This window comes from Georgenia sp. TF02-10 (assembly GCF_022759505.1).
Taxonomy (GTDB): domain Bacteria; phylum Actinomycetota; class Actinomycetes; order Actinomycetales; family Actinomycetaceae; genus TF02-10.
This window is the reverse complement of sequence record NZ_CP094289.1, coordinates 2,379,874-2,399,336: the sequence shown is the minus strand read 5'-3', so window position 1 is coordinate 2,399,336 and position 19,463 is coordinate 2,379,874. Positions and strand designations below refer to the sequence as shown.

Below are 19,463 nucleotides of genomic sequence, written 5' to 3'. Positions count from 1 at the left end.
CGGTCATCGCAGCTCCTCCACCAGCCCGATGAGCGTCCCGGCAGGCCCACGGACGTAGCAGTACCGGTAGACGTCCTCGTACTGCGCGACCTCGCCGACGAGCTCTGCACGGTGCCTGCGCAGGCGGTCCAGGGCGCCGTCGAGCGCGTCGACGACGAAGGTGAGGCGCGGGATGCCCGGGGTGTTCACCGGCGCCGACGGCGGCGCTGCGGGGCTCGGCGGGGTGCGGAACGTCGACAGCTCGACCCGGCCGCTGCCGTCCGGGGTCCGCATCATCGCGATGTCCGCCTCGACGCCGTCCAGCCCGAGGAGCTGGTCCGCCCACGCACCCCCGACGACCGCCTCGCCCTCCAGCTCCAGGCCGAGCTCGCCGAAGAACGCGACAGCAGCACGGAGGTCTTCGACCACGACTCCGACGTGGTCCATCCGGGTGGTCATTGCCATCAGCTCCTGTTCTTGATGTCGTAGCGCAGGAGTGCCACGCCGTTGTCGAACCCGGTGGCCTCGACCAGGCCCAGGTCGTGCCGGTCCTCGAAGATGCGGGTTCCCGTGCCGCGCGCCGCCGGGCACACCAGCAGCCGGACCTCGTCGACGAGGCCGGCGTCCAGCAGGGAGTGCATGAGGGTCAAGCTGGGCGGTGCGAGATGACCACGACGTGGTCGCTCGCCGGCGGGTGGCCTTCCCACCCGTTGGTCAGGTCGAACTGGTGCCGGCCGATGACCAGCACCGTCTGCCGTTCCCACATGCCGCGCACGTACTCCGCGGAGGCGGCCGACACCCGGAACGGGGCGCCACCGTGGTCGTCGGGATGATCGTCGACGGCGATCGGATGGTCGCCGCTGAAGTACCAGTCGTGCAGCGAGCGGACGTCGTCGTGCTCGTCGGCGATGTACCCGTCGAGCGAGGCCACCGCGTGCAGGTAGGTCGTGCCCATGATCGCTGCTCCTCAGTCGGCTCGTCGGTGCAGGCTCGGTCGGTAGGTCAGTTCCTGGGTGCGGCCGTCGAACGTCCGGGTCTCGATCAGGTCGAGGTCGAAGTCGGCCGCACCGCGGAAGATCGGGTCGGTCCCGGTCTGGCCGGTGATGACGGGGAAGATGGTCACCTGGACCCGGTCGACCAGGCCGGCGGCCATCAGCGCCCGGTTTAGCAACAGGCTGCCGTGCGAGCGCAACGGCACCGCGGACTCCGCCTTGAGCCGGGCGACGACGTCGACGGCGTCGCCGCGCTCGAGCGTGGCGTCCGGCCAGTCGAGGGGTCCGTCGAGGCTCGTCGAGATCACAGTGGTCGGCAGGTACTTCATCCTGGTGTTCACCGGGTCGCTCGCCTCGGACTCCCGGGTGATCGGGCCCAGGTACTCCAGGAACTGCCGGAAGGTGTTCGCGCCGAGGACCAGCCGTAGGTCCTCGCCGTACTGGGCGGCGCGGTGGTCCAGGAACTCGGATCCTTGCTTGCCCCAGTACCCGCCCCAATCGCCGTCGGGCCCGTAAGAGCCGAAGCCGTCGAGGCTGCAGAAGACGTCGAAGGTATAGGTAGTGGTCATGAGGTGCTCCTCCGTTGCTGATTCGGTCAGGTTGCGTACTGCGGTCGGCCGGCGGGCCGGTACGTCCGGAGCGTGATGCCCTTCGGGAAGGGGCGCGATTTCACCAGGTCGAGCGCCAGGTCCGGGCCGTCGTCGGGGAACAGCCGCCTGCCCTGGCCGACGATCACGGGGCAGACGAGCAGGGTGAGCTCGTCGACGAGGTCGTTCTCGAGCAGCCACCGGGTCAAGGTGCCGCTGCCGTGCACCTGCAGCTCGCCTCCGGGCTTCGCCTTCAGCTCACGGATGGCCGCGGCGAGGTCTCCGGAGAGCACCGTCGTTCCCGCCCACGTCGGGTTCGTGAGCGTGGTGGATGCGACGTACTTGGGCCGCGAGTGCAAGGAGCGGGTGCCGGCCGCCATTCGCCTGAAACACTCCGTCGACGGAGACCTGCGTATTGGTCATCAGCTTCATGAATGGTTGCTCTCTCTCGTGGTGCGGCGGCGGTGCATCGCGCACTGCGCCCTGTGTCCGGCGACCAGGTCAGGCGAACAGGTCAGGTGGTGGCGCCGCCGCCTGAGCTCGGTTCGGTGATGAGCTGCCCGTCGTCGCTGTCGGTGGTCGGCTCGGCGGTCCGGTACTGGGTGGACAGCAGCCGGTACTGCGGGGTGAGGGAGGCGGCCAGGGCGAAGAGCGCGCACGCCACCCCGGCGACCAGGAGGATGAGGGCGATGCCGCGGGAGTCCCCGGTGCCCAGCAGCCATTCCCACTGCCGCTGGCCGGAGTCGGTGCGCAGGTAGGGGATGATCCACAGCTCGGCGAGCGGGGCGATCAGCAGCGCGGTGATCGGGGCGGAGGCGGCCTCGAAGGTCATCGCGAAGCCGAACACCCGCCCCTGCTTCTCGTAGGGCACGACGCGCTGGATGACCGTCTGCTCGGCCGCCTCGGCGGCGGGGATGAGTGCCATGAACAGCCAGACCCCGGCGATGTAGAGCCAGCCCCACTCGCGGATGGTGGACAACGCGCCGAACACCCCGATCGCCGCGGCGGCGAGCAGGATGGTGCGGATCGGGTTGCGGCCGAGGCCTCTCGCGGCGACGACCGCGCCGCCGGCGATGAAGCCGGTCGAGATGACGGCGAAGTATCTTCCCTGAGCACGCTGTCCATGGCTGCCCGTTTCCCGCGGGATACCAACGATCTGTGGTGCCTGACCCGCCGAGCGTAGCACGGCACAGCGCTGCTGGTCTAGATATCTGGTACGCTGCGAGCCATGACGGTTGACCTCCCGCTGCTGCTCGAATCGTGGGTCCTGGCCCTGCGCGCCGAGCGCCTGAGCCCTCGGACGGTGCAGTCCTACTCGGAAGGCGTGCGCCAGTACATCGCCTGGTGCGAGGAGACCGGGACGGCGGCGGCGCTGGACCGGGCGACGGTCAACGCGTGGGCTGCCCACATGCTCGATGACCTGGGCCGCGAGGCCACTACCGTGAAGGTCCGCGTGCAGGCTGTCCGGCAGTTCGCCGCGTGGCTGGCAGACGAGGGCGAGATCGCCGCCGACCCGCTGGTCGGCGTCAAGGCCCCGAAGCTCGATTCCAAGGTCGTCGTACCGCTGACCGACGACCAGATTCGCGCGCTGATCAGGGCCTGCCAGGGCAAGAGCCTGCGCGACCGCCGGGACGAGGCAATCGTCCGGCTCATGGTGGAGACGGGAGCACGGGCCGGCGAGGTGGTCGGCATGGCGGTGGCTGACGTCGACCTGACCGCCGGAACCGCCGTCGTGCGCCGGGGCAAGGGCGGCAAGGGCCGCGTGGTCCCGTTCGGTCCGCAGACCGCGCGGGCCATCGACCGGTACAAGAGACTGCGGGCCGGCCACCGGCTCGCCGCCACGCCGCCGCTGTGGCTGGGCGAACGGGGCAGCGGGTTTGGCTACACCGCCCTCTACAAGGCCCTCACCTATCGGGCGAGACTGGCGGGGATCGCCGGCTTTCACCCGCACCGGCTGCGTCACACCGCCGCCCATCGGTGGCTCGCCGCCGGTGGTTCGGAGCAGGGGCTGATGGCCGTAGCCGGCTGGTCGCAACCCGACATGCTGATGAGGTACACGAGAGCCCGCGCATCCGAGCGCGCCGCTGTGGAGGCTCGGACCTTGAACCTTGGGGACCTGTAGTGGACGTGACGAAGGCGCGGCGCCGAGCCGCCGAGGAGCGCCCGGAAGCCCTGGCCCTGGTGCGGGCGCTGCACAGCACGGGCCGGAAGGCGAGCGTGCGCTACCTGTGCCCGGCCGGCGGTAAGGGTGGCCGTGGCGGGTGCACCATGCTCGAAGCCTGGGCTACGCCGGACGGCATCCTGTGGGCCACGCCGAGGGTGGAGCGCTCACCGGAGCAAGCGGCGCACGACGGCCTGCCGGCGGTCGCGCCGCCGGCTGCGGGCTGGCTGGCCACGCTGCGGGCCGCGAGCGGCGGCGGTGGCCGGCTGCCGGCCCGCTGCCAGCACTACGACGGCGGGCTGCCCGCCGAGGACGTAGAAGGCGACGTGCGCCGGCGCCGCGGTGTCGTCGTGGTGGAGGCCGACCCCGCCGACTTCCTGGTGGGACCGGGCCCGATAGTAGGCCACGCTAATAGCGTGTAAACGCCGGCATTCCTGGCGACACGCCGACAGCGGCCGTCGAACCTATTAGGTTCAGTGTGTGATACGCTGAGCGCACATCGCCTGCGGTGGAACCGCGGAACCGGAAGATAGGCAGCCGGTGTGACCCGTAAAGGGGAGCACCTGCCATGCCTTCTGTAAGCCCATCCGAACGCCGCCTCGCGGCGCAGATCGCGGCGCACGAGTCCTGGGCCGGAACGCCCGACCGCGCCGCGCGCACCGCGCCGGCCCGCGCGGCCATGCTGGCCAGGTTCGAGCGCCAGGTCGACCCCGAGGGCACCTTGCCGCCGGAGGAGCGCGCCCGCCGCGCTGAGCACGCGAAGAGCGCCTACTTCCAACGGCTGGCCTTGAAGTCTGCCCGTAACCGCCGGCTGGCTGCGGAGTACATGGCGAAGGCCCAGGCCGCCGAGGCTGAGCTCGCGGGCGGTGACGCATGAGCGCCACGTCCGAGCTCCGAGAGCGCATCCCGGCGTCGCTGCGCCGCGAGATCCTCGATGACGTGTGCGCCTACTGCGGCCACCCATTCGCAACCGAGGTTGACCACGTGGTGCCGCTGTCCCGGGGCGGCACGTACGACCGGGACAACCTGGTTGCGGCCTGCAAGCGCTGCAACGCCGAGAAGCTGGACTTCACGCCCGAGGAGTGGCAGACCTGGCGCGCCGAGCGCGGTGCCGCCTGGCCGCCGATGAGCCCGTGGGACGCATGGGCGCGGCTAGACCTGACCGAGGCTGAGAAGGATGCCGTGCTGGCCGCCCACGCCGACCGCTCGCCGGCCGGGGCGGCGGTGCTGGACGCCATGAGCGCCTACGCCACGGCCGCGCACGCCGGCCTGCCGACGTTGGCCGCTGAGGCCGCGCTTCACGCTGCCGTCGCCAACCTCACGGGAGAGACCTCGTGATCCGCCCCGCCCGGCAGGCCCGGGCGCCCGTAAAGAAGAGCGGGCGCCCGGGGACCAACCCGAGCGCCCGCGCTGATGACCGGACGAGGATCACCAAAGGAACGACGAGAACCATGGTAGCAACAACTAACCCCCGCACCGAACCCGACACGCTGGCCGACAAGGTAAAGCGTGTAAACGCCGCGTGCCCACATGCACGGCGCCGCTCTACCGTCCTGTTCCTGTGTGCCGCGGCGCCTGATCGCCTGGTGTGCCTGGACTGCGCCCCGACGACCCCGGCCGACGTCTGCGAGCGGTGCGGCGACGACCCGGCCGTGCGGCTGCGGTTCGAGCGGATCGGGCGGCGCGTCGTGGCTGTGGAGAACCTCTGCACTGAGTGCGCGGGCGGTGGTGCTCGGTGACTGCGACTGCGACCCCGACGACGACCGACGAGACCGCCGCCGCGCTGGACGTTGCGCGCGACCTCGCCGCCGCTGGTGTGCCGATCTTCCTGGCGCGGCGCGCGGTGGACGGCAGCGGGAAGTGGGACCCGAAGGGTGGGCACAACGGCTGTGGGTACTGGCTGCCGGCCGGGTGGGAGATGACGAAGCCCGACCCCGCCGTCCTGGACCGGTGGACGCCCGGCATGGCGGTGTGCGCCCTCATGGGGCAGGCGGTGGACGGCCTGGACTTTGACCCCCGCAATGGCGGTCGTGCGACGTTCGAGGCGCTGCGAGCGGCCGGGATGCTGCCCACGGTCTACGGCCGGCAGACCACGCCGTCCGGCGGGATTCATGGCCTCATCGCGCCGCTGGGCGAGCGGTCGAAGGACGGTCTACGGCCCGGCCTGGACTACAAGGGCGGCGCCGGTGACAAGGGGCGCGGCATCCTGTTCCTGGCCCCGACCGAGCGCGCGTCGAAGGCGGACGGTAAGGTCCGGCCGTACCGCTGGACCATGGTCCCCGACCTCACGCGCCTTGCCGCCGAGGGCGCCGACGACGACAGCGGAGCGGCCATCACTGAGATGGTCCGCGCCTCGCGGAAGGTGCCGACCACTACCACCACGACCACGAAGGCCAACGCGCGCCCGCTGTCCCCGGCCCGCAAGGCGGGGTTGCTGCGGTCGGCGGTGGAACCGGAGCTGGAGCGGCTGCGGGAGTGCCGGCGCCTAGCCACGCCGGACGGCAAGGGCTACACCGGCCCACCCTGGGACGCCACCACGTTCGCGGTCGCGTGCACCCTGATCGAGCACGAGAACGCCGGTCTCCTGGACCCCGGCGAGGCCGACCGGCTGATCCTCGCGGAGGCGCCGCGAGACGCCGGGTTTACCGACGAGGACGTGCACGAGAAGCTCAAGAGCGCGCACGCGAAGGTAGGCGACAAGGCCCGGGACTACGGGCCGGACCACGACGAGGGGATGTTCGACGCCGAGCCCGCGAGCCCGGCCAAGGCGGGCACGAGCAAGACGTCCGCCGGGGAGCGTCCCGAGCTCAACACGTCGAACGCCGCCGTGACGCTCTCCTACCTGCGAGCGAACCTGGGGACCGGGCCAACGGCGGGCATCTTCCGGCGGCTGCGCGAGCTGGTCTACACGCCCCGGGTGGGCGAGGACGGCTACGTGCCGGCGAAGGGCGAGGACGACGACGGACCGGCCCAGGTGCACCGCCTGGACACGATGGACCTCACCGCCCGGCTCAATGGCACCTACAGCTGCTACCGGGTGGTGGACGAGAAGAAGAAGCCGATGTTGTTTCCCCAGGTCGCGGCCCAGCAAGCCGTCAAGGCGCCGGACCTGCTGGCCGGCGTCCGCCCGCTGCGGGGAGTGACGCACTCGCCCATCGTCCGGGCGGACGGGACGGTGCTGGACGAGCCCGGGTACGACGACGCCAGCGGGTTCCTGTACCTGCCGCCCGACACGCTGACGGTGCCGAAGGTGCCTGCGGTACCGAGCGAGGCGGACCGGCAGAAGGCCCGCGGGCTGGTCGAGGACATGCTGGCCGACTTCCCTTTCGTGTCGGCCGACCACCGTGCCAGCTACATCGGGTTCTTGCTGACGCCGCTGCTGCGGCTGCTGGTGCCGCCGCCGTACAAGCTGTGCGTCTTGAACGCTCCCCAGCCCGGTTCGGGCAAGGGGTTGTTAGCGAAGATCCTCGGCATCCTGCACGGTTCGACCACACGGGCCACGCTGCCCGCGGGCGAAGCCGAGATGGACAAGAGCATCATGGCGACGCTGGACACGACCACGGCGCCGGTCGTGGTGTTCGACAACGTCGAGAGCGTCGTACGGTCGCCCACGCTGGCCGCGCTGCTGACCGTCAACGTCTACAGCTCTCGCCGGCTGGGGAACTCCGAGAACATCTCCCGGCCCAACGACCGCCTCTGGACGGTGACGGGCAACAACGTGCGGACCGGCGGGGACATCTCCCGGCGTGCCGTGTTCGTCACGATCGACCCGGGGATGCCGCACCCTGAGCGCCGCGTCGGGTTCAAGATCAACAACCTGTTGGCGTGGGTCGAGGAGCACCGCGGCGATCTCCTGTGGGCGCTGCTGACGCTCACGCGGGCATGGGTGGTCGCCGGCCGGCCGATGGGGCCGCTGCGCACCACGGATGACTTCTCCACCTGGAAACGGTCGGTCGAGGGCGTCGTCCGCCATGCCGGGTTCGAGGGGCGGTTCGACAGCGACGAGGCCGCGCCGGAGGACGCCGGTCTGGACAGCGACAGCGCCGAGGAGTTCTACGAGGCGATCTACCGGGCGATGGGGTCGAAGCCGTGGCGGGCCGGCCAGGTCTACGCCGAGATCGCCCAGGTCGAGGGCAACGTCCTGGACAAGATCCCGATGGACGTCGTCCCCGAAGAGGTCGCCGTCCTCATGTCCAAGGGGATGGCGAGCCGAGCGTTCGGCCAGTGGATCGCCAAGCGCGAGGGGCGGTGGGCCGGCCAGTACTCCATCCGCCGGGCCGGCCGTGACGCCCACTCCAAGGTCGTCCTCTGGCGCGTCGTCGTCGCCGGTGAGGAGGTGGAGTGAGGTTGCGGGTATGCGGGTATCGCGGGGTTCGCCAGATCGCTGGCCCACACTTTTTCCCGAGGCTCACCACACATACCGTGTCAGAACCGCCACACATACCGTAGCAAACACACATACCGTGTCAGAACCCACTAGATCCTAATAGGAAAAATCTCCAGTGCTGACAGTGGAGACCCCGCACATACCCGCATACCCGCAAGATCGAGGAGGAGCAATGAGCGACTACAACGTGGCAGGTCCCGAGAAGGCCACGAAGAAGGAGAAGAAGAAGATGGCCGACTACAACGTGGCAGGCCCCAACGGGGCCACGAAGAAGATGCCCGAGCGCCGCATGGGCCAGATGCCCGACCGTGGCCCCGACTGGGTGACGGTCGCCACGACGCCGCTGCCCGATGGGTGGGTGAACGTGTACGAGTGCGAGGACGGAGCCGTGCACGCCGAGCCCTGCCCGGCGGTCCTGACGCAAGAGCGCCACGACGTCGACCGAAAGCCGTTCGAGCCGTACCCGACACGGACCGTGTTCGCCAACACCGACCGCCGCCCGGCGGTCGACGGACCGAGCCATGGAGCCCATGGGGTCGACTGGTTGCCGTCGTGGTCTGAGCTCTACGTCGGCACGTTCCACCCCGAGCACTGAGGAGAGACGATCATGGCAAGCAAGACCGACATGGCCCCGGCGGACCCCCGGGCCGCTGCGGAGATCGCACAGCTGGTGAAGGTGTCGCGCAAGGTCAGCGGGACGTGTGCGCACCCGCTGGTCGGCCCGCACCGCACCGGCGACTACGACCCCTACTGCGGGAACTTCCGCGACGTCCGCGACCACGCCCGCGTCTACAGCGTGCTGGGCAGCAAGTGGCTCATGGCGGACGTGTACGAGTCGCTGTCCTGGGTCCGCGAGAACGCCCAGGAGTACGTCCGGGGGTTCGCCGCCGTCGCCCGGCTGAACGTCTACGTCGCGCCGTCGAAGATCCGCTCGGCCCTGGTCATCATCACGGTGGCGGGAACCGAGGTCGACGGCATCATCGCCCGTCTGCTGCCCAAGCCGCCGGCCGGCGACGTCGTCTGGACCGACGTGCCCGACGCCAGCGTGCCCCGGTGCCACCATATGGGCGCGGAAGATTCGGAGGTGACCCGGTGACCGAGACCGACGAGCTCTACCTCGCCCTGTTCGCGGAGACGCTCCAGCTCTCCCCCGCGCCCCGGTCGTACGAGGAGCTGTGGCGGGCGCTGGACGCGGTGCCGCTGCGGGTCCGCCTGGACGTCATGGAGAAGTACTCCGCGACCGAGCCGGCCTGGTGGGCCAAGGCACGAGCGGCGCTGTCCCCGCCCGAGACGGCCACCGGGAAGGGGTCCCGCTCCTCCGCTCCCGGCCGTTCGGCGGTCGAGGGTAGCCCGGCACGCCCGGCGGCTTCCCAGGTCGCGAGCGTGGCGCCTGCGGGTCCGGTTGAGCCGGCGGTCGAGCCTGTGGCGTCGTCGGTCGAGGTTCCCGGGGCGTACACGACGGGCGGGGAGGTCTCCGCGGCGCCGTCGTCGTCGGTGGAGGTCCCGCCGCTGGTGCGGGCCGCGTGGATCGCGCGGGACCCGTCGCCCAGCTACCCCCGGGCTGTCCTGATCGGGGTGCCATGCAAGCGCCATGGGTCGCGCGGGACTGTGCATTACAAGAGAATCCCAGGCGGCTTGGGAAACCTTCCCGCGCTTTTGGACTACCCGTGGGACCGAGCCACGATCGTGGTTGACGGGTCCACACCGAAGCTGCCCAGCGCGCCCGCGCGGGGCTGACCAGATAGGAGCACGAAATGTTTACCAACCCGAAGCTGACCCGCGTTCCCTCGGACTGGCTCAACGACCCGTTGGCAACGCCGGCCCAGCGACTTCTCCGATTCGCCGGTGAGCTGCCGGAAACGGAGGCGGTCGCCGCCGAGATCGCCGCGGTCGAGGAGGCCGCGGGCCAGTACGTCGCCGCGGTCGAAGACCTCCGAGCCATTGACGACGCCGAGGCCAGCCACAACGCCAAGGTGCGCCAGGAAGCCGAGGCGGCCGCCGCCGAGGGTCGCGAGCCCAAGCCGGTGAAGGGCCAGGACTGGGACGGCTTGAGAAAGGCGGCGCGTATCCGCTCCGAGGTTCTTCTCGGCCAGGCCCAGGACGCCCGGCGCCGCCTGGACGCCCAGGTGGCTGCGGACGTCGGCGCTGCGGGTGAGCGGGACGCTGCCCAGCTTCCCGAGCTCTACACCGCTGCGGTGGACGCCATCGCGGCGGCGCGGTCGGCGCTGTCCCGGCTGACCACTGCGCACGAGGTCGCTGTCGAGCGCCTGACCGCGGCTGACCCGTACACGCATTCTCGCCCGATGCCCGGCTCCGCGGTGGACGGCATGGGTCATCTCGATGCCGCCGACAAGTGGTTGGCCGACCGCGAGGAGCAGTTCATCGACCCGGTGATCAAGGGCGCCATGGACCCCGACTACCGGACCCGAAAGCTGATGGCCGGGAACCCGAAGTATCTCGAAGAGCTCAACCGGATCGAACGAGCCGAGGACTTCACCCGCACCGCGTTCACCCGCGGGTACCGCCATATCTCCGAGGTGGGGCCGTCCGGCCTGGCCTACGGCGCCGCTGAGACTAGCGAGGAGCAGCGCACCGTGAAGGAGAGCGTGGAATCCGCCGAGATCAAGGCGGCTGCCCGCTACTTCTGATCCGCGAGGTGGGCGGCGGTATCCGCCGTCGCCCACCCCGCCCTGATTCGAGGAGGCCCACCATGAGCACGAATGACGAGAAGAAGGTTCGCACGCCGAAGGGACTAGGACCGGCGGGTCGGAAGTTGTTTCGTTCGGTGGCTGATGAATGGGAGTTGCAGCAGCACGAGCTCCTGGTGCTGATCGAGGCGTGCCGGGTGGCCGACCGGCTCGATGCGCTGGCAGAGGCCCAGGCCGGCGCGGCGCTCACGACGACCAACGCCAGGGGCGACGTCGTCGCCTCGCCGTACCTGGTCGAGGCCAGGCAGCAGCAGATCGTGCTGGCCCGGTTGCTCGCTGCGCTGCGGCTGCCTGACGACGACGCTGGCGAGCACCGCCCGCAACGTCGTGGCGCCCCAAGAGGCGCCTACCAGCCGCGCGGCCTGTCTGCGGTGGTCTAGGTGCGGCGGCGACGTCCTGCCCAGCAGGCTTCCCTGTTGCCGTTCCCGGATCTCGCCGGTCTCGATGAGGTGGAGCGGCTGGACGTGCTCTGGCAGTGGGTGGAGGACCACGAGCCCGGCTCGCCACCGGAGATCGCGGCCCATGTCGCCGTTGCCGAGGTCGAAGCCGGCCTGGACGACGCCAGCGGCGCTCTGGCGACCGCCGAGAACCTCATGACCTTGGAGGGCCACACGTGGTGACCGACGAGGGAGGTCCGGAACCTCGCCGCTATCGAGGACGCCCGCACGTCGCGGGCTTCCGCGGCGTTCCGTGCGCGGCCTTGCGGCCCGGCTGCCTTACCGACCCCGCTGTGAGTGAGACTGGTCAACGAAAGGGAGAAGGCAGGTGAAGGACCCCCAGGAAGTTACCGAGGCGCTCGAAGGACTTTCCGCCCGCGAGCAGGCGCACCTGTTGCGCGACCTACGCAAGGCCGGCCAGTTGTCGCGTGAATCGGCGCGCGAGCACGTGCCGGCGGTATGGGTGAACGTCGGCGCGCCAGCGGGCGTACTGCCCGAGGAAGATTGGGTCCGGCTCTGGCAGTGGTGCGGACGCCCGCTCGATACGCCACGGGAGCCGGTGACGGCATGGCGGGCGGCGGGGCCAGGTGGTGAGCGCGGCATGAGCTGGAGCCCGAACCGAGCCACGGCCGCTGCGTTCGGGCGGGGAGATACGCGGCTCTACCGCGCCGAGATAGAGCCCGCCGCGATCCTGGGCATGATCGGAGATCAAGAGCTCATAGTCGAGCCGCGGATGATCGGCCCGGTGGTCGAGGAGAAGGTGAGCAAGGCCGCTACGGCTGACCGGGCACGCGAGCAGCGCGAGGAGCGCCGGAAGAAGGAGCAGCAGGTGCGACGCCGGCAGCAGCGCAACGACGCCGAGCGGAAGCGCCGTGAGCAGGCTCGGCAGCGCCAGCAGGGCGCCCGCGACCGTGCCCGTGCTGCGGAGCGTGACGCCGAGCGTCGCCGCCGTGTCCGCGAGGACCGCCTCGCCGGCCGGGACCCCGAGTGGTCCGCCGCGATGGCTGATGGGATCGCCCGGGTGCGCCCGACGCTGGACCGGCAGCGGGAGAAGCGCGAGGCGGAGCGGGAGGAGCGGCGAGCGGCCCGCGAGGCGGCCTACCACGATCGTCTGGCCGCTGCCGTCGTGGTACCCCCGCGCGTGAGTGACGAGGAGATCAAGGCCCGGGCGCGGGCCACCGTGGCTGAGATCGTCGCCGCCGCTGAGGCCCGCCACGGTATCCGTCGCACCGCTGAGGAGATCGCCGCCGAGCCTGTCGTCGTGCCGGTGACCGAGCCCGTCGAAGTGCCCACGGTCGAGGAGATGCTGCGCGAGTCCGCCGAGCGGATCGCTGCCGGTGACCCTGACGGCCCGTCCGCCGAGGAGCTGTTCGCCAGGCTCACGGCTCGCCGCCGGGCTGCGGGCTGAGTCTGTCCGTGAGGCGCGGTTGGCGAGGTGGAGCCCCGGCGCCATGGGTGTCGAGGTGGAGCCCGGTGCCGAGGTGGCCCCGCCGTCGCGGCGTCGATGAGGCGCAAGGTCAAGCGTGAGTAATGCACGACCATGCACTGTGAGGCGCCTGGGATGCTGACGGATGGGCGTCCTCCCGTCAGATCGGCCCGAATCCTAGGAGCCTTTGAGATCGCTCCCGCTCGGCCATGCATAGCGTTACGGTACGGGGGCGAACGGCAGGCGAGGGGGTCTACCCCCAGGGGTAGTGGTGGGCCGCGAGGACGGCGAGGCGATGCTCGCCTATCCGCTGGACCGTATAACCATGCGCACAAGGTAAAGCGAGGCTGCCTTACCTTGACCATTGCTTGCCCCGCTGTCCCTGCCGGCTGGGTGCGCCTCGCCGTCGCTGACCGAGGGCGGCTCGGTGCCCCTCGATGCCTCCTCGATGCCCTCGATGCCCTCGATGACCAATGGGCCGCGGCTCGATGACCAACATGCATGGCTCGATGACTGAGCCCAACCTCGATGACTGAGCCAACCTCGATGACCCGAGCCCGCGCTCGATGACTGAGCAGGTGGAGCAGGACCAGCAGTGGAGCAGGGCCAGGCCAGGACAGCAGGGCGGGGCCAGGACAGCAGGGCGGGGCCAGGACAGCAGGGCGGGGCCAGGACAGCGGGACCAGCAGAGGCTGGCCAGGTAGGGCAGGGCTGGGCCAGGACAGCAGGGGCTGGGCATGGTGGCCCACCACAGTGGGTGGCCACGGGTAGCAAGGGAAGAGCCCTGGCCAAGGATGACTGGTGGGTTAGCCCTGGCCAGGGCTACGACGCCGCGGTTCGGGCATCGCGTGCGACAGTGGAGAGCGGGCCGCTGTCGTGCCCCATCCTCCCCGGGCGTGCCCGCGATCTCCAAGAGGCAACGCTGCCGGTCGGCCACACGGTGGCGGTGATCCGGCGAGGAGCGGCGAGGTCCCGGCCGGGGCGAGGGTGGCACCGGCCACACTGACCGCAAAGCATGAGCCCCGACCGGGACGGTGGCTGGTCTCACGTCCCGGCCGGGACCTACCTCCGATGCTAGGCGCGGGCGCCAGGATGACCTAGGAGCCGGCGTGCCAACCGGCCGGCACACTGGCCCGATGACCACGAGGTGACCGCGCTGTGGCCCGGCCACGCTGCCGGCCACGTTGCCGGTGGGCGAGGCGACGATGCCCCGCGCTGTGACCGGCCATTGCCGGCGACGACGAGGGCCGCGCTATACCGGTGGGACGACGACGCCCGCGGTGGCCACGCTGGTCCCGAGGACGGCCAGGGGCCGCACTGCCCGCCGGCCACGACGGCGACCGCTGGACCCGGGACGGCGACGGGGAGCCATACTGCCGGTGAGGCGACGATGCCCGTGGTGGCCCGCCACTGCGACGACCGGACCCGAGGCCATGATGGCGACCGCTGGACCCGAGCCGCGCGGCCGGGCGGGCGCACTACCCGCCGGCCACAGCGGCGACCATGGCCACGCTGCCTGTGAGGCCGGGCGAGGCGACGACGACCCCGTGGTGGCCCGCCGCGGTGACGACCGGCGACGGCCGCGCTGAACCTATGGGCGAGGCCCCAACCAACGCTCGTACATGGTCGGCCCCTCCCCGTCCAGCATGTCGGCCAGGTAGAGGAGGTGCCTGCCGAGGCGGCGCACCTGGTCGGCGGTGAGGTACTCGGCTTCCGAGCCGACCTCCACCACGGCCATGGTCATGGCGACGTCGGCGGGGCCGGGCTGGCGGACGAGGCCGGTGACGACCTCGCCGCCGAAGAGGGCGGGCTGGTGGCGTTCGGTGAGGCGGTGCATGGTGCGCTCCTAGTGAAGGATATTTCGCACCACAGCGCTCGTATGGCCACCTGGGGGAACGCCGATCTGCACAGCGCCTAGCGAGGTAGAACGGCGAACCATATGCCCCAGGCCTGCACGCCAAACAGGTCGATGCCGTAGGGGTCCATGAGCGTCATGGCGACGCCGCTAAACAGGTTGTTGAGCGTGGTGAACAGCACCAGCGCGAGCAGGCCGGGCGCTGCCAGCACGGCCAGCCAGCCGCCGCGGATGTCGACCCACCGCACCTGCTGGTCGGTGCGGACGATCTCCCGCTCGGGAATGTCGAGGGCGGCCAGGTGGACCAGGGTGAGCGTGAGCGCGGTGATGCCGATGAGCAGGGTCCAGCCCATGCCGAGAAGCCCTACCGACAGGCCGCTGAACACGCTCGTGACGAGTATCCCGACCCCTTGCACCGTGCCGACGAGGCCGTTCGCGTTCGCGTGCCGCTCGTCGGGCACGAGCAGGGTCACGGTCGTCGAGAGCGCGATGGAGCGCAGCTGCTCCACGACGGCGCCGGCCAGCAGCACGACCGCGAAGATCCAGAACCACGGGCCGCCCAGGTTCACGATCTGATCCTCGCCGACGATGAAGAAGAAGGCGGCGTCCAGCACGAAGACAGCCAGGGCGGCGAGGGTCGCCCGGACCATGACCGCCTTCTTCCGGAAGCGGTCGACGACCGTTCCGAAGAACATGCTGAACAGCGAGATGAACAGCATGTAGGAGGCGCCGACCACACCCGTCGCGATGACGTTGCGCGTCTCGGCGTAGATCCAGAAGATCAGGGCGAACCACAGGAAGCTGGTGGTGACGTTCGCGACCAGGGTGTTGCCGAGCACCTGCAGGAACGTCCGGAATCCGTTCTCCGGGAGGCTGCCGTTGTCGAGAGTGGGTGGTGTGCTCATCTTGGTCCTTCACGGTCGAGCGATGACGTCATCAACCGAAGCGCCCCAGGATTTCGGCGGTCAAGCGATATTGGTGGACGACGGTGGAGCAGGGAATATGGACGCTGCTGGCCGTCCTCGACGCCCCGATCGCTTGGCCGGCGGCCCGGCAGCCGGGGGAACGGCGCGAGACGGGGACTGTCACTTGGCACCTCGGACTCCTGCGGGCGGCCGGAACGATGTCGACGGCGTCAGCGCTCGCGGGAGCTGCGTCTCGCGGTGGAGCACGCGGTAGGTCACGTGCACGACCGAGCTCGACGCCCGGGCGTAGACCTGCTCCAGGTCCAGCGGAGGGACGTCGTCGAACAGGCGGACGCCGGCGCCGAGCGTGAAGGGCACGATGTGCAGCCGCAGCTCGTCGACCAGGCCCGCGGCGAGGAACTGATTGATGGTGCTCCCGCCGCCCTGGACCGAGATGTCGCCGTCCCCGGCGGCGTCGCGTGCCCGGGTCAGCGCCGAACCGATCCCACCGGTGACGAAATGGAAGGTCGTGCCGCCCTTCATCGGCTGCGGGGAGCGCGGGTGATGGGTGAGCACGAACACTGGACCGTGGAACGGGGGATCGTCGCCCCACCAGCCGTTCCAGCCACGGTCCCACTCGCCGCGCACCGGGCCGAACATGTTTCGCCCCATGATGTGGGCCGCCGCTCCCGCCATCTGGTCGATCTCGGCCCGGTTCTCGTCGGCGTCGTCGAACATCCAGGCGTGCAGCCTGTTGCCCCATCCATCGCCTCCGTCGGCTCCGAACGGGCGGGCCTCGGTCTGGTTGGTGCCGGCCGCGTGGCCGTCGGCGGTGATGCTCTGGTGGGCGATGACCTTGTTCATGCTGGTCCTGTCAGCCGGTGGTGCCGATGGGGCGGTCGAGCAGCCGCGGGACGTAGTCCAGAAGCTGGGTGCGGCCGTCGAAGACCTGGGACTCGACGAGCTCGAGGGCGACGTCCGGGTAGCCGTCGTAGATGCGCTCGCTGCCCGTCTTCCCGGTGATCACCGGGAAGACGACCACGCGGAACCGGTCCACCACCCCGGCCGCGAGCAGCGACCGGCACAGCGACAGGCTGCCCAGGGTGGACAGCGGGTGCTCGCTCTCCTCCTTCAACGCGCGCACCGCCTGCACCGCGTCGCCGGAGACCAGCCGCGTGTTGCTCCACTCCAGCGGCTCGCGGAGGGTGGAGGAGAAGACCACCTTGCGGGCGGCGCCGAGGCTGTCGGTCGCCTCCCGCTCCTCGCCCCCGGCCCCCGCCGACGCGAAGCCGTGCATCAGCCGGTAGGTGTTCGCGCCCATCAGGAGGGTGCGGTCCGCGGCGGAGTCCTGCTCCAGCCAGGCGAGGTACTCCGGGCCGTCCAGGCCCCACCAGCCCGGCCAGCCCTCCGCCGCGGCGTACCCGTCGAGCGAGGTGATGAAGTCGATCATCAGTTCGGCCACGGTGCCTTCTCCTTCTGCGACTGTCTTGAACAGTGGTGTACAGGTTAGCGTCCGCGGTGCGGATCGGGGAGTACCGCTGCGTCGTCCTCGCTCACGCCGTCAGGGACTGGACGAGCGCCCTGACGATCCGTTGCTGACCGGCGAGGGAGGGGTGCACGCCGTCCGGGCCCTGCAGCTCCGGGGCGGCGGGGACGCCGAACACGTCGACGAGGTCGACGACCGGGTCGTCGAAGCCCCGGACGGCGTCGGCGAGCGCGGTGATGTCGCCGTTGCGCCAGCTGCTGGCCCCGTACCGGAAGGCCGGGCTACCGTCCGCGCGTTCCTCGTCGACCGGCACCGGGGTGAGCCAGACCCAGCGCGCCCGGGTCCGCTCGCCCGCGATGCGGCGCAGCTCGCGGAGGTTTGCGACGCTCTCGGCGAGCGAGACCTGGGGCTTGCCGCCGGCGACGCGGGTGACGTCGTTGCCGCCGAGCAGGCAGAGGATCCAGTCCGGCGGCGGGTCGAGGAGGGAGGGCCAGCGGCGCAGGACCATCGCGGTGGTGTGCGCGGAGAGCCCGGCGTTCGCGACGACGAGGTGGTCCGCGGGTCTCGCGGTGGCGAGGAGGTGCCGGAGGATCTCCGCCCAGGACCGCAGGTCGTCGGTGATGGAGTCGCCGACGGCGAGGATGCGGGCGCCGGGCGGGAACGGGAGCCGCGCGACGCGACCGGCGAGGTCGGCGTCGGCCAGCAGGTCCTCGGCGGCGTGGCGGGCCTCGGCGTCGAACCGGTCGCGGATGCCGGCGTACTCCTCCGGGCTCAACCCGAAGATCGCCGGGAGCGCGCCGGTGAGGCCGGGCAGGTAGCCGTAGAGCTTCTCCAGGTGCAGGTACTGCAGCTGTGCTACGGCGGGCGGTGTGACGGCGGCGGCGCTGGTCATGCGGCATCCGTCGTGACGGCCGCGGCCGGTGCTGAACGTGCCATGAATCCACCGAACCACCGGCCCTGCCAGGTGCGCGCCCGTCGGTCGGCAGAGATCTGCGTCTGACCGTGGGGAGAGGGCGCCGTGCCGGCCGCCGGCCATCCGAACGACCGGCACGGCCACTGCCGGGTCAGGTGGGGTCGAGCGACGAGATCCAGTCGCCCCAGAAGGCCTTCCACACGTCGGCGGCCTGCACGGACGCCAGCTTCTCGTGCGTCACGACGAGCTTGATGCCGGCCCTGGCCCGGTCGACCGACACCGCGAGCACCCCCGCCGGCTCACCGCTGCCAGCGTCCCAGACGTCGAAGCGCAGCTGCTTGGCGGTCGGCGAGGACCGGAGGCTGGTCCTCAGGCCGGGGAAGAGCGACGCGCGGGCGTCGTCGTCGAGCAGGACGGCCCGCAGCGCGTCGAGGTCGCCGGGCAGGGTGCGGCTGCGGCTGACGGTGAACGTGCCGTCGGGCATCTGACCGGGGAGGCGGATGCCGGTGATCCGCTCGTACCCGACCGTCACGCCCTGCGCCCACCAGCCGTCCACCGCGTGCGCCTCCCGCAGCCACGTCGCGATCGCGGTGTGACCGGCGGCGCGCCCGGGTCCGGCGTCGATGAGGTCGACCCACTCTTCCCACGAGCGGTCGGTGCCGGCCCGGACCGCCTCGTCGCTCAGCTGCGGGGCGGCGACCCACCCGCGCCCGGCGGCCGGCGGACGGGTCGCCTGCGCGAGGAGGGCCCGGCGCGCGGCGTTGTACCGCTCGTGCGTCTTGGCCATCCGGCTGCGGATGCGGCGCTTGAAGGACTCTTGCGTGGTCATCGGGACTCCGTGTCTTCGGCACAGGCCGACGGCTCGCGCCCGCCCGCCGCACCGGTGCACGTCGTCCGGAACTTCCGTCGAGCACTCGAGGTCCCCTTTGCCTCCTCGCCCTCGGGCGAAGCCGGCAGCGCGAGTGCCGACGTGGAGGTCCGGCGCGACGTGGCGCCGCACGAAGGCTAGCGAGGGGCGTCGGTCGAGGGCAACGGCGCGGCGCGCGACCCGTGCCGACGGGCCGACCCCTCCGGCCGGCGCCCCCACCGGGCTACGGTGTGCCGCGTGACCACGTGGGCCCGCGGACCGGGCGTGGTGGAGCTGCCGGACGGCCGGCGGGTGCGCGGCCGGGGCCTGCGCCAGCAGGCGGACGGCGTCGCCGCGGCGGACTTCGGGGTGTACCTGCTGGGCCGCCCGCCGGAGCGGGTGGGCTGGGAGAGTCGCTGGGTGCGGTGGCCGGACTTCGGCCTGCCCGCCTCCACTCCCCAGGCGGTCGCCGCGCTGCGCGAGGCCTACGCGCGGGCGGCCGACGAGCGCGTGGAGGTCGCGTGCGCCGGCGGCGTCGGACGTACCGGGACGGCGCTGGCCCTGCTGGCGGTGATGGCCGGCGTCCCGGTCGACGAGGCCGTCCCGTGGGTGCGCGCGCACTACCACCCGCGCGCGGCGGAGACCCCGTGGCAGCGCCGCTGGCTGCGCCGTACGGCCGGCCGGCTCTGACCCGGGCGGTTCGCGACGGCGGCCGGCGGCGTGGGGCACGACGGCGCCCGTCCCGCGCGGCTTGCGATGGCGCCTCGCGCGGCTTGCGAT

The 19,463-nt window shown here is 71.3% G+C and carries 25 protein-coding genes; 13 read left to right on the top strand and 12 right to left on the bottom strand.

Annotation, left to right across the window (positions count from 1 at the left end; all coding sequences use genetic code 11):
* Window positions 1–3: 3 nt before the first annotated feature.
* From MF406_RS10820 to MF406_RS10795, 6 genes are all read right to left on the bottom strand, one after another.
* Window positions 4–438, bottom strand: a complete 435-nt coding sequence (locus MF406_RS10820) for a VOC family protein (protein WP_242893145.1) — start codon at window positions 436–438, stop codon at window positions 4–6.
* A 5-nt stretch (window positions 439–443) separates the two neighbouring features.
* Window positions 444–620, bottom strand: coding sequence for a dihydrofolate reductase family protein (locus tag MF406_RS10815; protein WP_242893144.1), 177 nt, complete (start codon window positions 618–620; stop codon window positions 444–446).
* Window positions 621–625: 5 nt separating this feature from the next.
* Window positions 626–934 carry a hypothetical protein gene (locus tag MF406_RS10810; protein WP_242893143.1) on the bottom strand — a complete coding sequence of 103 codons (309 nt, stop codon included), beginning with the start codon at window positions 932–934 and terminating at the stop codon, window positions 626–628.
* Window positions 935–946: 12 nt separating this feature from the next.
* Window positions 947–1,540: a dihydrofolate reductase family protein gene (locus MF406_RS10805; RefSeq protein ID WP_242893142.1), complete on the bottom strand. Its 594-nt coding sequence runs from the start codon at window positions 1,538–1,540 to the stop codon at window positions 947–949.
* 26 nt (window positions 1,541–1,566) lie between these two features.
* On the bottom strand, window positions 1,567–1,938 hold the full coding sequence (locus MF406_RS10800) for a dihydrofolate reductase family protein (protein WP_242893141.1): 372 nt from the start codon (window positions 1,936–1,938) through the stop codon (window positions 1,567–1,569).
* Between the two features lie 134 nt (window positions 1,939–2,072).
* Window positions 2,073–2,744: a hypothetical protein gene (locus MF406_RS10795; protein WP_371744470.1), complete on the bottom strand. Its 672-nt coding sequence runs from the start codon at window positions 2,742–2,744 to the stop codon at window positions 2,073–2,075.
* A 42-nt stretch (window positions 2,745–2,786) separates the two neighbouring features.
* Between MF406_RS10795 and MF406_RS10790 the strand changes: the two genes are divergently transcribed.
* The 12 genes from MF406_RS10790 to MF406_RS10735 all read left to right on the top strand — a co-directional run bounded on the left by MF406_RS10790 (window position 2,787) and on the right by MF406_RS10735 (window position 12,659).
* Window positions 2,787–3,680: a tyrosine-type recombinase/integrase gene (locus MF406_RS10790; RefSeq protein ID WP_242893140.1), complete on the top strand. Its 894-nt coding sequence runs from the start codon at window positions 2,787–2,789 to the stop codon at window positions 3,678–3,680.
* Entirely contained in the window at window positions 3,680–4,141 is a 462-nt protein-coding gene (locus MF406_RS10785; RefSeq protein ID WP_242893139.1) for a hypothetical protein, read from the top strand. Before MF406_RS10790 ends, MF406_RS10785 begins: the two co-directional genes overlap by 1 nt.
* A 146-nt stretch (window positions 4,142–4,287) precedes the next feature.
* The gene (locus MF406_RS10780) at window positions 4,288–4,596 is read left to right on the top strand and encodes a hypothetical protein (protein ID WP_242893138.1); all 309 of its coding nucleotides are present in this window, start codon (window positions 4,288–4,290) and stop codon (window positions 4,594–4,596) included.
* A complete protein-coding gene (locus MF406_RS10775) occupies window positions 4,593–5,057 on the top strand; it encodes an HNH endonuclease (protein WP_242893137.1) in 465 nt (154 codons plus the stop codon). Before MF406_RS10780 ends, MF406_RS10775 begins: the two co-directional genes overlap by 4 nt.
* 397 nt (window positions 5,058–5,454) lie before the next feature.
* Window positions 5,455–8,064, top strand: coding sequence for a hypothetical protein (locus MF406_RS10770; RefSeq protein WP_242893136.1), 2,610 nt, complete (start codon window positions 5,455–5,457; stop codon window positions 8,062–8,064).
* 214 nt (window positions 8,065–8,278) lie between these two features.
* A complete protein-coding gene (locus MF406_RS10765; RefSeq protein ID WP_242893135.1) occupies window positions 8,279–8,701 on the top strand; it encodes a hypothetical protein in 423 nt (140 codons plus the stop codon).
* A gap of 12 nt (window positions 8,702–8,713) precedes the next feature.
* On the top strand, window positions 8,714–9,202 hold the full coding sequence (locus MF406_RS10760) for a hypothetical protein (protein ID WP_242893134.1): 489 nt from the start codon (window positions 8,714–8,716) through the stop codon (window positions 9,200–9,202).
* Window positions 9,199–9,843, top strand: coding sequence for a hypothetical protein (locus tag MF406_RS10755; RefSeq protein WP_242893133.1), 645 nt, complete (start codon window positions 9,199–9,201; stop codon window positions 9,841–9,843). Before MF406_RS10760 ends, MF406_RS10755 begins: the two co-directional genes overlap by 4 nt.
* Window positions 9,844–9,860: 17 nt before the next feature.
* The gene (locus MF406_RS10750; RefSeq protein ID WP_242893130.1) at window positions 9,861–10,754 is read left to right on the top strand and encodes a hypothetical protein; all 894 of its coding nucleotides are present in this window, start codon (window positions 9,861–9,863) and stop codon (window positions 10,752–10,754) included.
* A 62-nt stretch (window positions 10,755–10,816) separates the two neighbouring features.
* Window positions 10,817–11,194, top strand: a complete 378-nt coding sequence (locus tag MF406_RS10745; protein ID WP_242893127.1) for a terminase — start codon at window positions 10,817–10,819, stop codon at window positions 11,192–11,194.
* A gap of 36 nt (window positions 11,195–11,230) precedes the next feature.
* Entirely contained in the window at window positions 11,231–11,434 is a 204-nt protein-coding gene (locus MF406_RS10740) for a hypothetical protein (RefSeq protein ID WP_242893125.1), read from the top strand.
* Between the two features lie 145 nt (window positions 11,435–11,579).
* Complete coding sequence (locus MF406_RS10735) at window positions 11,580–12,659, top strand: hypothetical protein (protein ID WP_242893122.1); 1,080 nt, start codon at window positions 11,580–11,582, stop codon at window positions 12,657–12,659.
* A gap of 1,609 nt (window positions 12,660–14,268) precedes the next feature.
* On the opposite strand, the gene MF406_RS10730 is transcribed toward MF406_RS10735, so the two are convergent.
* The 6 genes from MF406_RS10730 to MF406_RS10705 all read right to left on the bottom strand — a co-directional run bounded on the left by MF406_RS10730 (window position 14,269) and on the right by MF406_RS10705 (window position 18,665).
* Entirely contained in the window at window positions 14,269–14,514 is a 246-nt protein-coding gene (locus MF406_RS10730; protein ID WP_242893120.1) for a hypothetical protein, read from the bottom strand.
* A gap of 77 nt (window positions 14,515–14,591) precedes the next feature.
* A complete protein-coding gene (locus MF406_RS10725; protein WP_242893118.1) occupies window positions 14,592–15,437 on the bottom strand; it encodes an MFS transporter in 846 nt (281 codons plus the stop codon).
* 180 nt (window positions 15,438–15,617) lie between these two features.
* On the bottom strand, window positions 15,618–16,301 hold the full coding sequence (locus MF406_RS10720) for a dihydrofolate reductase family protein (RefSeq protein WP_242893115.1): 684 nt from the start codon (window positions 16,299–16,301) through the stop codon (window positions 15,618–15,620).
* 10 nt (window positions 16,302–16,311) lie between these two features.
* The gene (locus MF406_RS10715) at window positions 16,312–16,887 is read right to left on the bottom strand and encodes a dihydrofolate reductase family protein (protein ID WP_242897770.1); all 576 of its coding nucleotides are present in this window, start codon (window positions 16,885–16,887) and stop codon (window positions 16,312–16,314) included.
* A 103-nt stretch (window positions 16,888–16,990) separates the two neighbouring features.
* The gene (locus MF406_RS10710) at window positions 16,991–17,815 is read right to left on the bottom strand and encodes a GDSL-type esterase/lipase family protein (RefSeq protein WP_242893112.1); all 825 of its coding nucleotides are present in this window, start codon (window positions 17,813–17,815) and stop codon (window positions 16,991–16,993) included.
* 172 nt (window positions 17,816–17,987) lie between these two features.
* Entirely contained in the window at window positions 17,988–18,665 is a 678-nt protein-coding gene (locus tag MF406_RS10705) for a hypothetical protein (protein ID WP_242893110.1), read from the bottom strand.
* Window positions 18,666–18,941: 276 nt separating this feature from the next.
* Here MF406_RS10705 and MF406_RS10700 point away from each other — a divergent pair, with 276 nt between their 5' ends.
* A complete protein-coding gene (locus tag MF406_RS10700; RefSeq protein ID WP_242893108.1) occupies window positions 18,942–19,373 on the top strand; it encodes a protein-tyrosine phosphatase family protein in 432 nt (143 codons plus the stop codon).
* Window positions 19,374–19,463: the final 90 nt, after the last annotated feature.

Excerpts from the sequence above, each read along its gene's own strand:
- MF406_RS10705 (WP_242893110.1), bottom strand. The coding sequence starts at position 18,665 with ATGACCACGCAAGAGTCCTTCAAGCGCCGCATCCGCAGCCGGATGGCC.
- MF406_RS10730 (WP_242893120.1), bottom strand. The coding sequence starts at position 14,514 with ATGCACCGCCTCACCGAACGCCACCAGCCCGCCCTCTTCGGCGGCGAG.
- MF406_RS10715 (WP_242897770.1), bottom strand. The coding sequence starts at position 16,887 with ATGATCGACTTCATCACCTCGCTCGACGGGTACGCCGCGGCGGAGGGC.
- MF406_RS10790 (WP_242893140.1), top strand. The coding sequence starts at position 2,787 with ATGACGGTTGACCTCCCGCTGCTGCTCGAATCGTGGGTCCTGGCCCTG.
- MF406_RS10725 (WP_242893118.1), bottom strand. The coding sequence starts at position 15,437 with ATGAGCACACCACCCACTCTCGACAACGGCAGCCTCCCGGAGAACGGA.
- MF406_RS10710 (WP_242893112.1), bottom strand. The coding sequence starts at position 17,815 with ATGACCAGCGCCGCCGCCGTCACACCGCCCGCCGTAGCACAGCTGCAG.
- MF406_RS10820 (WP_242893145.1), bottom strand. The coding sequence starts at position 438 with ATGACCACCCGGATGGACCACGTCGGAGTCGTGGTCGAAGACCTCCGT.
- MF406_RS10780 (WP_242893138.1), top strand. The coding sequence starts at position 4,288 with ATGCCTTCTGTAAGCCCATCCGAACGCCGCCTCGCGGCGCAGATCGCG.
- MF406_RS10765 (WP_242893135.1), top strand. The coding sequence starts at position 8,279 with ATGAGCGACTACAACGTGGCAGGTCCCGAGAAGGCCACGAAGAAGGAG.
- MF406_RS10810 (WP_242893143.1), bottom strand. The coding sequence starts at position 934 with ATGGGCACGACCTACCTGCACGCGGTGGCCTCGCTCGACGGGTACATC.
- MF406_RS10745 (WP_242893127.1), top strand. The coding sequence starts at position 10,817 with ATGAGCACGAATGACGAGAAGAAGGTTCGCACGCCGAAGGGACTAGGA.
- MF406_RS10760 (WP_242893134.1), top strand. The coding sequence starts at position 8,714 with ATGGCAAGCAAGACCGACATGGCCCCGGCGGACCCCCGGGCCGCTGCG.
- MF406_RS10815 (WP_242893144.1), bottom strand. The coding sequence starts at position 620 with ATGCACTCCCTGCTGGACGCCGGCCTCGTCGACGAGGTCCGGCTGCTG.
- MF406_RS10750 (WP_242893130.1), top strand. The coding sequence starts at position 9,861 with ATGTTTACCAACCCGAAGCTGACCCGCGTTCCCTCGGACTGGCTCAAC.
- MF406_RS10720 (WP_242893115.1), bottom strand. The coding sequence starts at position 16,301 with ATGAACAAGGTCATCGCCCACCAGAGCATCACCGCCGACGGCCACGCG.
- MF406_RS10775 (WP_242893137.1), top strand. The coding sequence starts at position 4,593 with ATGAGCGCCACGTCCGAGCTCCGAGAGCGCATCCCGGCGTCGCTGCGC.
- MF406_RS10800 (WP_242893141.1), bottom strand. The coding sequence starts at position 1,938 with ATGGCGGCCGGCACCCGCTCCTTGCACTCGCGGCCCAAGTACGTCGCA.
- MF406_RS10805 (WP_242893142.1), bottom strand. The coding sequence starts at position 1,540 with ATGACCACTACCTATACCTTCGACGTCTTCTGCAGCCTCGACGGCTTC.